General features: G+C 39.3%; 12 protein-coding genes. All 12 read right to left on the minus strand.

Annotated features, from left to right (window positions below):
- Positions 1-208 precede the first annotated feature (208 nt).
- Positions 209-604 (minus strand): VOC family protein, encoded by a 396-nt coding sequence (locus tag WAO84_RS07240; RefSeq protein ID WP_340064772.1) that lies wholly within the window; start codon positions 602-604, stop codon positions 209-211.
- A gap of 30 nt (positions 605-634) precedes the next feature.
- On the minus strand, positions 635-1,408 hold the full coding sequence (locus WAO84_RS07245; protein ID WP_340064774.1) for an N-acetyltransferase: 774 nt from the start codon (positions 1,406-1,408) through the stop codon (positions 635-637).
- A gap of 340 nt (positions 1,409-1,748) precedes the next feature.
- Positions 1,749-3,254, minus strand: a complete 1,506-nt coding sequence (locus WAO84_RS07250) for an aminotransferase class V-fold PLP-dependent enzyme (protein WP_340064775.1) — start codon at positions 3,252-3,254, stop codon at positions 1,749-1,751.
- Positions 3,255-3,509: 255 nt separating this feature from the next.
- Positions 3,510-4,541 carry an ATP-grasp domain-containing protein gene (locus tag WAO84_RS07255; RefSeq protein ID WP_340064776.1) on the minus strand — a complete coding sequence of 344 codons (1,032 nt, stop codon included), beginning with the start codon at positions 4,539-4,541 and terminating at the stop codon, positions 3,510-3,512.
- Positions 4,542-4,553: 12 nt separating this feature from the next.
- Positions 4,554-5,669: a pyridoxal phosphate-dependent aminotransferase gene (locus tag WAO84_RS07260; RefSeq protein ID WP_340064778.1), complete on the minus strand. Its 1,116-nt coding sequence runs from the start codon at positions 5,667-5,669 to the stop codon at positions 4,554-4,556.
- Positions 5,666-6,781: an iron-containing redox enzyme family protein gene (locus tag WAO84_RS07265; RefSeq protein ID WP_340064780.1), complete on the minus strand. Its 1,116-nt coding sequence runs from the start codon at positions 6,779-6,781 to the stop codon at positions 5,666-5,668. Before WAO84_RS07265 ends, WAO84_RS07260 begins: the two co-directional genes overlap by 4 nt.
- 2 nt (positions 6,782-6,783) lie before the next feature.
- Entirely contained in the window at positions 6,784-7,950 is a 1,167-nt protein-coding gene (alr, locus tag WAO84_RS07270; protein ID WP_340064782.1) for an alanine racemase, read from the minus strand.
- Between the two features lie 5 nt (positions 7,951-7,955).
- Positions 7,956-9,125 (minus strand): KamA family radical SAM protein, encoded by a 1,170-nt coding sequence (locus WAO84_RS07275; RefSeq protein ID WP_340064784.1) that lies wholly within the window; start codon positions 9,123-9,125, stop codon positions 7,956-7,958.
- Positions 9,126-9,135: 10 nt separating this feature from the next.
- Entirely contained in the window at positions 9,136-10,110 is a 975-nt protein-coding gene (locus WAO84_RS07280; protein WP_340064786.1) for a C-terminal binding protein, read from the minus strand.
- Positions 10,107-11,396, minus strand: coding sequence for a methionine adenosyltransferase (gene metK / locus WAO84_RS07285; protein ID WP_340064787.1), 1,290 nt, complete (start codon positions 11,394-11,396; stop codon positions 10,107-10,109). The genes WAO84_RS07280 and metK overlap by 4 nt, the downstream gene beginning before the upstream one ends.
- A gap of 879 nt (positions 11,397-12,275) precedes the next feature.
- Positions 12,276-12,941, minus strand: coding sequence for a hypothetical protein (locus WAO84_RS07290; RefSeq protein WP_340064789.1), 666 nt, complete (start codon positions 12,939-12,941; stop codon positions 12,276-12,278).
- Between the two features lie 66 nt (positions 12,942-13,007).
- Positions 13,008-14,594, minus strand: coding sequence for a hypothetical protein (locus WAO84_RS07295; protein WP_340064790.1), 1,587 nt, complete (start codon positions 14,592-14,594; stop codon positions 13,008-13,010).
- Positions 14,595-14,690: the final 96 nt, after the last annotated feature.

A 14,690-nucleotide genomic window follows, 5' to 3' on the forward strand; every position in this document is an offset into this window, starting at 1 on the left:
TGTATATTCCCTAAATGATTCTTATATGTTTCGGTTATTTACTAATCTCTTTCATTTATTTAACTATCAGGTACGCCATGTATCTGGTCTAAAATTATGGTTTTTGGGTCTGGTTTCTGCTCTTTACTGGGAATACGGATTTTAAAAAAGTATGCTAACAGTTGCTGCAAACGGTACTTTCGTTTTTTTACGGGTAATGATTATGCATCTATCCTATCTGAATATACCCTTTCGGCTCAAAAGCAGGATTGTAAATGAGTCCTATGTAATTTCCCCAGGGGTCTTTTACCGTGGCGACCATGAGTTCTCCGCCTACATTAAAAGGCTTTTCATTTGCAGTAGCACCAAGAGAAATAAGCGTATTAAATACCTGTTCTATGTTCTCAACACCCCAATAGGAAACTACACTATCTGTTTTGTGTTCAGGGGCATTTTCTTCGGGCTGGAGCCCCAACTCATAACCGCCTATATTAAATCCTACATAAAAGGGTTCGTCAAAATAGGGAGCGGTACCAAAAGCTTCCGTGTACCATTTTTTGGCTTCTTCGAGATCGGCTACTTTGTAGATAGTGGTTCGTAAACCTAGCATGACATTTTTATTCATAATTAAGGGTTGTATTAGTTATACGCATTTCTATTTAAGTGCTTTTTCTACTACTTTATCAAAACGGCTGTCCATACAAACACTCAGGTCGGTAGTGATAAATTTACCATCCAGGAAAAGGCTGAATATGGTGGCAGGGCTGGGAGCATTCTGTGCCTGTGCCATTGTTTCAAGTTTAATGATCTTTAAAGGGAGCTTTCTTTTTTCTGCGGCTTCTGTAAGTGAGTTCTTTGCATGAAATTCTGCAAAGGGACAGCGATTGGAATAATACACCACAATGCCTTCACTATCGGGGAGTGTTCCATTTAAAACGGAGGAATTAAATACCGGATCTTCTGCCTGAGTATCTAACTTTTTTACCAGGAGGCTAAAACCTGAGTGAATGCGCTGGCATTCTTCAAATCCCTGTTTTAACAACCATTTGGTATCACTCATGAAGTGAAACTTTTTTGTACCCACTACGGTTACAAGCCCGCTTTTGTTTTGCGATTTTGCGTCATCCCATGCAAATTGTAACAGTTTTTTTCCATGTCCCTGTTTTTTATATTTCCCGGATACCCAGAAACAATTTATATTTAAATAATTGGGAGCGGTTATGGGTACCCAGGCATTTTCTGCAGGCCCGTATTCTATAAATACTTTGGCACGCGCATCAAGCCGCCTGAAAACATAACCATTACTAAACTCTCTGGTGAGCCAGTCTTTTTTTGCCTGATAACTGTCTGCACATTTTTTATCTGAAATGGCACAGCAAATATGTTCATTGGCAATATTCTCTGCATTTAGATCAATATAGACTTCCATGTCTTTTTTCTTTATTTTGTGCGCTCTTTCTATAGCAATATACTGAAATTGACTTACAGGAAAAAAACGAAAAAAAGATTTAACAATAGTGGTTCTCTATAACTAAAACAGATATAAAGTGATAGCCAGCTTGTTACCAGATATGCGTATTCATGGGTTGTTATTGTATCTCTCTGTACTTAGGTGCTGGTAGATACGTGTGCAAAACCAACAACGTTTGAGGGTTTAGGAAAATAACTTTGTTTTAAGGCATAGACCTCTTAACTTTAGGTTTGTTCTGAACCTCTATGAACAGTCATAATTTACAAATTAAACATGAGGTATTACCAAACATGAGAAGTTAAATCATAAACCAGCGTTCTACCTGTTCCAGAATACTCTCATCACTGCCATTAACCGGGTCAAACTCATTACTTTTACTATTGTAGCGGTAATCGTTACGCCACTCTTCTATATTTTGAACAATGGTCTTTACGGCATCGCATATAAAATGCACTTCTTTGTTTGTAGTAACCGGATGAAGTGACAGGCGTACCCATCCCGGTTTGTTGGTGAGGTTCCCTTCGGTAATTCCCTGAATAACATGAGAAGAGGTGCCTTTTTCTATACCAAATAAATAGTGGCTATAGGTGCTGGCACACGACCAGCCCCCTCGTACCTGTATCCCAAAACGATCGTTAAGCAGCCGTACCAGCAAATTATAATGTATATCCTGAATACCAAAAGAAATACATCCAATACGTTTTTCATGATTGTGCCCCAGTACATACAATCCGGGAATTTCACGAAAACGCTCCATACAAAGCTTCATGAGCTCTTCTTCTCTTTGTGCTATTTTAGCCGTGTTCATCTTTTCTTTAAGACGAATAGCCAGTGCCGTACGCATTACCTGTAGAAAACCGGGAGTGCCGCCGTCTTCTTTTACTTCTATATCATCATGATAACCATAATTTCCCCAGGGATCGGTCCACTTCACATTACCACCTCCGGGTACATCGGGGCAATCTGTTTTATAAAGTTTTTTATTAAATACAAGGACTCCGCAGGTACCGGGGCCTCCTAAAAATTTATGGGGAGAAAAGAAAATGGCATCCAGGCGCTCTTCGGGATCTGCAGGATGCATATTGATATCTACGTAAGGAGCAGATGCTGCAAAATCTACAAAACAGACACCATTATACCTATGCATTACTTTAGCGAGTTCGTGGTAAGGAGTGATAATACCCGTAACGTTTGAGCAGGCAGTAAAGGCTCCTATTTTGAGGGGGCGATCTTCGTATTTTTTGATCTCGTTTTCCAGGTTTTCCGGGCTTACCAGATGGTCACGGTCGCAGGGTACGATCACTACATCGGCAATAGTTTCCATCCAGGGAACGTGATTGGAATGGTGTTCCATGTGAGTGATAAACACTACAGGCCTTTCTTTTTCAGGCAGGGATATTTTGTCTTTAATGGCCGATGGCCATCGAAGCCCCATGATACGATGTAAACGAGATAAAACGCCGGTCATACCGCTCCCCGAGGTTACCAGCACATCATCATCACCGGCATTTACATGTTTCTTAATGATGTGGCGTGCATGGTGATAGGCGTAGGTAGAAGCCTTTCCCGATTCGCTGGAAAATGAATGCGTATTGGCAATCATAGGGCCAATAGTATTACGCATAGTGTCTTCTATAGGGCCGTAAAGCCGGCCGCTGGCAATCCAGTCTGCATAAAGTAATGTTTGTTTTCCGTATAGGGATTGAAAGGTGTACCCGTTGCCAATAATATGCTTTGCAAATTCCTGAAAATGCATTTCAAGGTCCGAAACCGCATGTTCTTTCTTGGGGATCGTAGTTTTCATAAAACTAGTATCTGTTTTTTTGAAGAATTTTTCTGAATAGTCAAAAATAGGGGCATTATTTTAAAATTACGTTATGCAGGTAAGTGATTATGGATAAATTCACAAAAATTAAGATTTGTGAAGGTAAGTACTTATAGCCTGTAGAAGAGAGTTTTAGGAATTGGTAAAAAAGTGCAATACTATTGAAACCAGCAGGTAACCGTTCCTTTTTTTAATATGGTAAAATAGCATTGGTTTAACACAAAGCGGGTATATTTAAGATTGATATTTGTTTATATGCTGTATGATATCTTTTAGCAGGGTTAACGAACTGGGTTTAAGGTGGTACTTTTCAATGTTGGCTGTACTAATATTATAAATAATGTCCCAGTGTTTTTTCATTTCTTTTATGAACTGGGCTTTGCTGAATTCAGGATCATAACAGTGAATGGGCTGGCCGTTTACCCCGTTTAATTCCAGTATTTTAATGTTTTCTCCACGCTGTAGCTCTTCAAAAGAATTTACTTTAATATCGTAGCGTCCATAGTAAAAACCATTCACGGGTTTGCTAATACGGTCAAAAACAGAAACCAGCTTTTCAGAATATAGATGGTTATAGTTTTTAAACAAGACCCCGGTTCCTCTTGAGGCTACATCGGTAATACGCACTTCATGTCCCGCTTCAGGCACCTCATGAAGTCTTGATGCGTGTTTTTTCAGGTACTGCTTCAGGTTAATGTTTTGTTTAATATATGTATTGTTTACGATTAACTCATACAGGGTGTTTTTCCCATTACCGGTTACTTTTAAAAACTCTTTAAAACCTATTGAAGATATGTTGCCCCTGGAAGCCCCGGGCATACGGTAATACAGAATACATACCTCCAGTGGCATATCTACGAATTCCTGCAATAAATAAAAAGATTTGGCATGCTTTCGGTATTGTATAAGTTCACTTACATTATTTATTTTACAAACACCATAACCCCGTTCGCCCACATCGGGTTTTGCAATTAGGGGGTATTTATACCATCCGTTGGTTTCTAAAGCAGTTATTATTTCCTCTTTTTGCCGCGAGGGGTCTATATACAGGGTTTTAGGTAAAAACTTATCAGGTATTTGTTTTAAAACTTCATATTTTGAGGCATTGACGAAACCTCCGTTTTTTAACCCCGGATTAACTGCTGTGAAAAAAGACAGGTTACGTGCGTTATACCCCAGTTTTACAATATGTGGAATGATAGGAAGGTACAAACGCTGTTTGTAAAAGAACCAGTTAAATCTTTCCTGCCATTCATTTATAGTCATAGTCTATGTTTTTTACATTAAATCATTATGCTCAATTACTTCACTAAGACTTTCTAAAAGATACTGCATTTCAGGGGGTTTTCCAACTGAAAAGCGAATAAGGGAAGCCAACGGTGCTGCTTCGGGTTTCCGGGTAAAGATGCCGTATTTTTCCAGCAATAGGTGCTGTATCTTTTTTGCCTGTACTTCCGTGCCAAAATGCAAACATAAAAAGTTGGTAAAAGAAGGAAGTGCAGTAATGTTAAGACTGCGGGCTTTTTTTTGAAGTTGTGTGAGTTGTGCCGTTGTCTTATCACAACATGCTTTATGCCAATCAGAGCGTTTTAATAATTGCAGGGCCATCCATTGTGCGAGATGGTTCACTTCAAACTGAATACGCACTTTATTCATTTCTTTAAGTAGTTTTGGAGATCCAAGACAATAGCCAATTCGCAGACCTGCAAGGCCGTATCCTTTGGAAAAGGTTCGCAGCCGCAGTACATTCTCTGGTGTGTAAAGGGCCTGTAACCGTTGTGAAGGTTCAAGGAAATCAAAATAGGCCTCGTCAATAATAACAATGGTATGACGGGGCAAAGCTTCAAGAAAGGATTGTAACTGTGCCGGAGATATGGTCATACCTGTGGGATTATCGGGATTGACAAGGTATAGAAGAGAAGGTTGGTGTAATTGGGTCAGTTTGTGTAACTGATCAAGATCAAGATGAAAATCCTGCCGGTATGCAGCATAACATAATTCGCCACCCTGGCTTTTCACAAAGTAGGCAAAAGTAGGATAGGTACCGTACGTAGTAACTGCTTTGGCCCCGGGCTCTGTAAAGGTACGGGCAATAAGGCATAAAAGACTGTCTATACCTGCACTTACCAGGATTTCTTCGGGACGGTAAGAAAGCTGTTTGCTCAGTTCATCTCGTAATTCAGAATTGGTTGGATCTCCGTAGTTTCGGGTTAGCTCTCCCAGGTTTTGAGTTAGTTTCAACACTAAATCCTGTGGCAGATCAAACGGAGATATATTGTTCCCCAGGTTAATTAGCTTGCGGTTTAAACGGGCCTCCATTTCATTAAATGAAACAAACGGAACGGAGGCCTTTAGTTTTTGAACTACAGTATTTCCGGCATTTATTTTGGTCATGAGCTTAAAGAGCTAACAGAAATATCAAAGGTTTTACAGAGGTATTGGTTAAACAGTCTCATATACTTCATTCGAATAAGGGCACCTATTGCTATTTCTTCTGCAGAATCGGGCTCCTGTTCAACCATTTTTTTTACGATAAGGTCCAGCCATTCATTTCCGTGCTCAGCATCCATCTCTACATGAGCTATATAATAGAAGTAGTGTTTTTCAACATCTTCTCCAAGTCGGTCAAGTCCTGCTACCAGTTCACTATCACGATTTACGTCAAAAAGTTCTGGCATTCCCAAACTGCCAATAGCTTTAAAATAATGTTCACGATTAAAGGCAAACAAAAAATAAATATTAAAGCCGGCAAAAGCACGCCAATCATTCCATGGAGGGGTATTATTTATTTCTATACCCAGATGGTCAAGAATTTTTGTGAATTGGTAGGTATGTGCTTTTGTATGGTTGCCTTCCCCGGCTTCTTCCCAGTAATGATGACTTAACTGTGCCTTTATACTTTCTGAGAAATGCGGAAGAGTTAATGCAATGGCATCATAAAACCTATGGTTTAAATGTTGATCAATATGAATAAAGCGTTTAAAGTCTTCTAGAGTAGCGTCATTTTTAAAATAGTCTGTTACTATCTTGTTAACGGGGTCCTTATCTTCACTAATGTTTACAAGCCATGATCGAAACCTATCGAAATTAGTGAGTTCGCTGGCTTTTGGCAGCAGGTGTTTAATACTGTCTCTTTCTTTTTCTATCCAGGGTGTTTCGATCTGGTTTTTAATGGAAATCAGCCAGTTTTGGTTAAGATGTTTAACAGCGGGAGCCATAGGGTTCATTAAATATATTTCGTAAATGGTATAAAGTATAAGATGAATTTCAAGAAGTGCAGTGTCATCTTCTTCTTTAAAAGCCTTTACAATACGTTTGTTGAGCAGGTGTATAAAGTTCTTAAAATCGGATTTATGGAACCCGGGATCATTGGGCACTAATTGCAGGTATTGTAAAAACAAGGCCAATACTCTATGCTCACTTTCATAATAAGTACCCAGAAAAGGTAGTTTTTTCTCAGCCACTCTCTCGAAATATTCGTTTTTAGTATAATCTTGTACTTGCATAATTATTTTGTTTTTGTAATGACTCTTAAGCCGGTTAGAAATTGATATGGTGAAACATTTGCTTTGTTCAGAAATGTGGATAGAGGGAGAAAGTGCTTTCCGCTTTTTCCAAAAAAAGTAACCCAATCCAGGGGTTTTGCATCTAAAATGCGGGTAACATCTATTTGCGAGATATCCATACCTGCCGCCCCCCAGGTATGCGTAATAGTATCCCGAAGTAATACGGGAATATGTAGGTTTCCGGAAGGAAACCCTTTCCCAAATCCAATACCTATGTTGGCGAGCCGCGTTCCTTTTTTTACGTGCACTGTTTGATTGTACCCAAGATATTGATCTGAAGGAATGGAAACAAGGCTCATAATACGTGCCTGTAGGCTCAAAGCCGGTTTCAAAACCGAAATATATTGTTTTTCTTCCTCACTTAATTTGGAAAGATCATAGATATGCTCTCCGTACATAATAAGTCCCGGACGCACCCAGGTAGTAGGGTATTTTTCTGCCCAACGCAATATCGCATGGCTGGCAAACAGGCTGGTAGCCACTTTACGCTGTAATATTTTATTGGCCATTTTTATACGTGAAAAAAAGATATCTATCTGCCTTCGGGAGATATCAGTATCAGCATGTGCATTGGTCATATGTGCATATACTGCTTCTACTGATAAATTTTTACAGGAAGCTGCTTTTTTTACAAAAGCTTCAAACATTTTATCTTCTCTGTAACCGGAACGGTTAAACCCTATATTGGTCAAAAGCCAGACAGGTATGGGGCCTTCTGTTTTAGCCATTTGATCGTATGCAAGTAATTGTTCTGTGTCACAAATACCCGGTGTAAGATGGTATTGCAGGCTCAAATCCAGACAGTCTCTGATACCGCCTTCAAAAACGAGTATTTTTTTCTGCACTCCCAATTTGCGTAATTCAATAGCTTCGGCCAGATTATCTACGGCATAGGCCCTCGCATATGGGGCTACCAGGGGGAGTATGTTCTTGATACCAATACCATAAGCATTGCCCTTTAGTACGGCCATAATATGGGCTGGTTTGCTGTTGTTCTTTATCTGTTCCAGATTATGTATAACGGCGTTCCGATCAAGTAATAACCGGGCTTTGCTATGGTTTACCCTGTCAATATCTTTTTGGAAATGATTTATGGTGCTGGAAATCATTTTATTTATATTGGGTAGGTGACTTTCTGATTTTGCCAGTTAACAAACTGAACTGTTTGCAATGGTTCTTCCAAAGTTTCAAAAAGAGCGGAGTAGCCTTCTTTTTCGTAAATAATGGGTACTGTGTATTTTCCGCTATGATGTGGTAATACAAATTCAGGTACCGCCAGATTGGAAATATGCCTTTTCATTTGTTTTATCAAATTAATACCCGTGCTTATAGGTGTTTGAAATTGGGATGAACCGGGGGAGAAAGGCATGAAATGGTACAAATAGTGTGGTAGTATGCCGTTTTCATACAATTGCATACAAAAACGTTTGAACAGGGTAATATCATCATTAATTCCTTTTAACAATGGGATGTTGGCAAATAAAATGGCAGCTTCCTGAAGTAGGGCAGCTTTTTCAAAAAAAACAGGGCTTAATTCATTTGGGTGGGTTATATGAATACCAATATATTTTATCTGGTGTTTTTTTAATAAATTAATAAGTTCTTCATCAATGCGGTAAGGGTTGAATGTGAGGGAACGTGTATGTATTCGTATAACAATGTCACTGCGAACGCTGCGAATATCAGTAAATACTTTCTCCAGCATTTTATTGGAAAGCATTAAAGGTTCACCACCGCTAAGAATGATCTCCTGTATTTCTTTGTCCCGGTCAATAAAGTGTAATGTATCTTCCCAATGACGTGAACTGAATTGTTCTTTGTCTGATTTTTTTTCAAGGGTTCGCAGTGCTTCATAGCAAAACTGACAATAGCTATGACATACATTAGACAGGCGAATAATTACCCGGTTATCATATTTACGTTGTGCAATTGGGTTTACCATGTCGTTCTCCACTTCCCAGTTTTCTGTGGTACTGTTATAAGCAAACTCCTGTTCTTCGTGTACCCTGGGAATAACCTGTTGCCATAAAGGGTCTTGTTCAAAATCTTCACCAACCTGAAAAAGAGATGCGTAATAGGGGGTTATGCCTAATTTAAGGGTACGGTTAGCTTTGGTAATGGTATTAATCGTAGCTTCTGAAAGAAACGGGAAAGCATTTAACAGTTTTTGAACGTTGTTAATACTGTTGCGTTGTTGCCATTTCCAGTCGGTAAAGTTTGGAGAATCCAGCAGTTCCCGGAAGTCTTTTGAGCATTGTGGTTTTTGATAGGTTTCATTTTCCATGGTAGTGTGTTTAGTTGACAATGTTTTTTATTTTCTTTTGGTGAAGGACTTGCAGGGCTGTAAGTATGGCTCTGGATTTTAATTCATGTAGTGATGCAGCCGAGTAAAAGGCACTGTGTCCGGTAAGCAATACCCTATGATTATTTTGTAGAGATATAGGTATATGTGGCTCCTTTTCCAGTACATCAAGCCCTAAATGAATAAGGGGATGTTGTAATAATTTGGTTAAAGCAGCTTCTTCTATTACCTCTCCCCGGCAGGTATTTATTATTAAGGCATCTTCTTTGATGAGATGGCAGTTAGTGCTGTTTAACAAATATTTGGTTTCGCTGTTCAGGGGTACGTGAAAAGTGAGTATATCTGATTGTTTGAGAAGAGTTTCCAGATCAGGACTTTCCTGGATTCCCAATGATTTATGGAGCCCGCTTTTTTCATAAGGGTCATAAAACCAAACACAAATACCGAATGCCTTAAGGCGCAGGGCGACTGCTTTTCCTATACGTCCGAGCCCTATAATACCTGCTTTTAAACCCCTTAAACGCCTGGTATCCATGCCAATGGTTTTCCAGTTCCATATACCATCACCGGCTGCCCGGTTGGTATTGAAAAGTCTGCGGTTATTAGCAAGAATGAGTGCCAGTGTATGGTCTGCAACTTCTTCGGTACCGTAATCGGGAATAGTAATAACCGGGATATTTTTCTTTCGAGCTGCTTCTATATCAATGTTATCAAACCCTACTGCGGGACGTATGATAGCACGGCAATTTTTTAAACGCTCTATCATACTTGTGGGCAAGGGCACAGAATACCACCAGATAAGAATATCTGCTTTGGTTACCTTTTTGTCATCCAGTAAAGGTTCAAAACCGGAAGTTTGTATTAAAGAAAGTGTGGCCTCATCCTGAAGAATGGATCTTTCCAAACTCAGTTTTTGATCTACATAACGATTGTTATGCCCATCTACAATAACGATATTCGGTTTCATAGATGGTTTTTAAATAGTTTTTTAAGGGTTTCTGTCATATCAAGCGCTTCCCATGAAAAGAAATGGATATCCCGGAGATCTTTCTCAGGATGTTCTCCGTTCCACTGATGCTGAGAACCGGTAAAAGCATTGCGACCCATATGACCGTAAGAAGCGGTAGCAAAGTACTTGGGCTCCTGAAGCTGTAATTTTTGTTCCATACCGGCCGGAGAAAAATCGAGTTCCTGTAAAAGAAGTTGGGCAATTTCCCCATCAGTTAGTTTTACATGTGATGTGCCGAAGGTGTGAACGTTAAGAGCTACCGGATTGCTTATGCCAATAGCGTAAGCAAGCTGCAGCAATACTTTGTCGGCAATACCTGCAGCAACCATATTTTTTGCTATATAGCGAGCCATATATGCCGCACTTCGATCTACTTTAGATGCGTCTTTACCAGACATTCCGCCACCACCGTGTGAACAGGCACCCCCATAGGTATCTACTATGATTTTTCGGTTCGTCAGTCCGGCATCACCATGAGGACCGCCAATAATAAACTTTCCGGTGGGGTTTACCAGGATACGGGTATTTTTATGCAACCATTTTTTAGGAATAACATACGGTAGAATATGTTTGCAAATATCCTGATAAATTGTTCTGACCATGGCCTGCTCACGTTCGGTTTCACTGAGCAGGGGAGTAGTATGCTCGTTAATAAAATGAGTGTGTTGAGTGGAAACGATAATGGTATCAACATATAAAGGATTATTTTGAGCATCGTACCGCAGGGTGACCTGACTCTTGGCATCAGGCCGCAGATAAGGCATTTTTTCAGGATGTTTCCGCCGTATTTCTTTTAATTTTAGAAGTATATCATTTGCCAGAACGTATGCCTGAGGCAGATATTGGGGTGTTTCACGTGTTGCAAAACCAAAAATAATGCCTTGATCACCAGCGCCTTGATCCACAGTCTTTTCCCGATCTACTCCGCGAACAATATCTTCAGACTGTGTATGCAAACGTATCTGCACCTCGCAATCTTGTGCAGAGAACAGGATGTCTGGATCGTTATAGCCTATATGGTGAAGCACGTTACGCACGATCTTTTCAATATTTACTACGGCTTTACTTCTGTATTCGCCTCCTACCAGAACAAAGTTGGTAGTGACAAAAACTTCACAGCAGATCCTGGTTTTTGGATCTTGCGCTAACATGCTGTCGAGAATCGCATCTGCAATCTGATCGGCTACTTTATCAGGATGTCCTTCGGAAACAGATTCCGAAGTAATAAGATAGGTGTTGTTCATTTTTTAGTTTTTCATATAAAGCTTATACTACTTTAGCAGGAATATACTCTTACTTAGGTTGTTACAAAAAAGGTTTTAGTTTGCAAAGAGGCATTATCCCCTTTGGGAGAGAGAAGGATATGCTCCTTTTTTATCACAAAAATATCTTACGGTGGTATGGCATACGAGAACCTTGTAACTCCTTCTGGGGAGAAAGTACTCTAGCCGCGAAACCATTATTTTGATATTGTATAAAATTTTAATGTAGTTTATTGTGCTGTATGTCAATGCTTTTTTGATGCACGTACAGAACCTTCAACTAACGGGAGCTTTTTGTTAAATTATATTAAATGTAAGAATATTCTTTTTAATTGAGAAATAAAAGAGTGTTTTTACCTGTTTTAAGAAATGGTTTCTAAAAGCACAGATTACCTTTTTTAAAAGGGTTGCCGTTTTAAAACAGATATGTTGGAAGAAAATAAAGTATATCTAAACTGAGTTGAGGTGTTTAAAAGCTGGTTTACTGTGATGCAGTGACGTGTATTCACTTAGCTTTTTAATTTACCAGATTTGTTTTTCCCGGTGAAGTACGCGATGGAAATAAAAATAAGAAGTAAAATGCTATTTTTTTCATAGAAAAGAAATAATGAATAGCAGGCAGGATGTTTTTATATACCCTGCCTGTTTTTTGTGAAAGGCTGTATTATTATGGCGGGAGAGATCATGCTCCCTCCCAAAGCAGTCAATACAATAATAATTGTGCTTATACCCCGTAACTGCTAACGTGTTTTTTGCTGTGGAGGCCTTCTGGTTTAAGTGTATTTACAGATGTTACAAGAATAATTCTTAAGTTATACTCCAGAATCTTAATATTTATAAAAAGGTATCAGTTTTGCTCTTTTATGTATTGGCTTTAGTAGCTTTTTTACCAGTTAACATATATGTCCCGATCCATAAAAACCAAATAATCTGTGTTAACCCAAACAGGGCACCGAGTTCCTGCAAACCGGGAACAAGTGTTAACATTCCGGTACCACCTACCAGAACTCCTAAATAATTTAGCGTTTTTGGAAAAACTTTTTCTTTCAGTCCGTAAACACTGATGAGAAATACCCAGAGTCCTCCCACTACTTCCACACCACCCCCCAGTCCGTTTTGGATAGTACTGAGTATTTTCCAGGATACTACCGCAGTAGCAGGGTTTTCTGCGTACAGGTCATTAAGGGTCTCTAGACCGATGTTGGCAATCATACCACTTGAGATTACTAATCCGGACCAGATAAACCCCAGAACAGGAATGGTTTTAAGCCCTATGGCTTTTTTATTTTGAAAGTTTTCCTGAAGTGCAATGGTTAAAAGAATTAATACTAATCCGAATAGTACATAGATCAGGATATTCCATATTTGAAACATACTTTTCTTTTCAAGAACAAATCTGAGTTTTTCTGTATCTGAAAGCAGTGTATCTGCTGAAGGTGCCAGGAACAGGAAGAGGAAAATAAAACCAATCAGGTAAATGATGGCTTCTGTAATTGCAGCAATTCCTCCGATTTTCTGATAGTTCATGTGGTGCAGTTTGTCGTTTTTGTAAAGACGATTGTAACGAGAGTTTGTTACGTAATCAGGGTTGCTTTATTGGTTTTGAACATCACATCCGGAGACGGACTCAAGTATGTTCTCCCATCTTTTTTGATTTTGAAATTGACGTATATGCTCAATAACGGCTTCTTTAGTGCCATCTTCAATTCCCCACCAGTCTTTTATATCTGAATCATGAAGGGCATACCTCCGGTTTAATTCTGTAATAAAAGTATCGGTATACATTTCTATAAGAATATCGCCTTCGGGTTCTTCATCCAGAGGCCCGAAGAAAATGTAACCGTCATAATTATCCTCATAATTTCCCGATCCGTTGTCGTATAATGCATCGAAGGGTTCTTTACCAAAAGGGCTGTTTTTAAGTTCAAAAGCCAACGGGACATTACCTGCCCGGCAAAAAGCATAATCAAAGACACCGTGTCGAACTCTTTCGGGAATGTCTATGCGATTGTGCATTTGCGGGCTATGAGTGAAAATAAAATACAGATCACGTTGCGGAAATTTTTGTGTAAGAATTGCCCCGGCGGTTCCCTGCAATTTGGCAATATGCTGTGTGCCTACGGTAAAAAAAGAGTTTCTTGTATCCTGATGCTCTTTCAGGTGCTTTTCAATAACTGCGGCCATATGCTTATCCCTGTCTAATGTATGACTCGCTTCCACCGCTTCTAAGGTTTGATAAGCACTAGGGGTACGAGGGGTATCTACCAGTATAATTTTTACTTTTTCTTTTACGGGAAGGACTTTATTTACCTTCCAAAGGTCTACTATAAAATCAAACACTCCTTTTTCATCCCAGCCATCAAATTTATACTCACGAAATACATTCAGCAATAATTCTTTATCGAGAGTATCTTTTTCCATAAAGCGATCCAGATTTTCCTGCATATTGGCCCCTAATTCTATAAAAACCTTACCTGTAGTTTGGGCAAATCTTTTATCCTTTATTACCTCGCGGCATATATTCCAGGACCATTTTCTAAAGTGAATGTCTCCGTACAGTACCAGTTTATGTGTTTCGAGCTTTTTGAGGATGAAATCTTTGGGAGGTACTGCATTCTTTTGCAGATAAGTAACCAGAGAAAGAGTGTCCTGCGGAACCTTTTTTATTCGGTTTAGATGCCGTAGCTGCTTTAACCTGAGAGGCGCATTGTTTTTAAAATATTTCCGGGCCTGAGGTAAGGTGTTAAAAAGTTCCTGTTTTTTACTGTAATTAACCCAGTGATGATTTTCTCTTGCCAGCCAGCGTCCCATAATACCGGATGCCTCAGTTTTTGTTATCATCAGTGAGACAGAATCTTTATATACCATCACTTCTTCAATGATAGTATGCAAAAGAGCATTTTTATCTATTTGTGCCACAGGGCTATCAGGTGCGGTAACCGGCGGAAAATGATTTTTTAATCCCGAAAAACTGTTAGGACGCAGCATAGCTGTTTTTCCATTTATGAGGAGGTATGCATAGGAAATACCTGCTTTTAGCGGTGTTTGCAAATTGAGGGTGTCTGGAAAATCTTTTATTTTCCGGGCAACCGTATTAGTGGTAAAGTCTTCCGGAGGGGCAGAAGTGAGACACGAAACTAATGAACCAAAACAGAGAAGAATAAGGAATTGTTTTTTCATTTTGAATAGTATGCACCATTTAAAACAGCAAAGCAGACGTATGGTATACCTTCCTTTTTTTAAACTTTTTAGTGCCCGTTTTCGTTAAATATAAGG

Source organism: Ascidiimonas aurantiaca (genome assembly GCF_037646345.1).
Classification (GTDB): Bacteria; Bacteroidota; Bacteroidia; order Flavobacteriales; family Flavobacteriaceae; genus Ascidiimonas; species Ascidiimonas aurantiaca.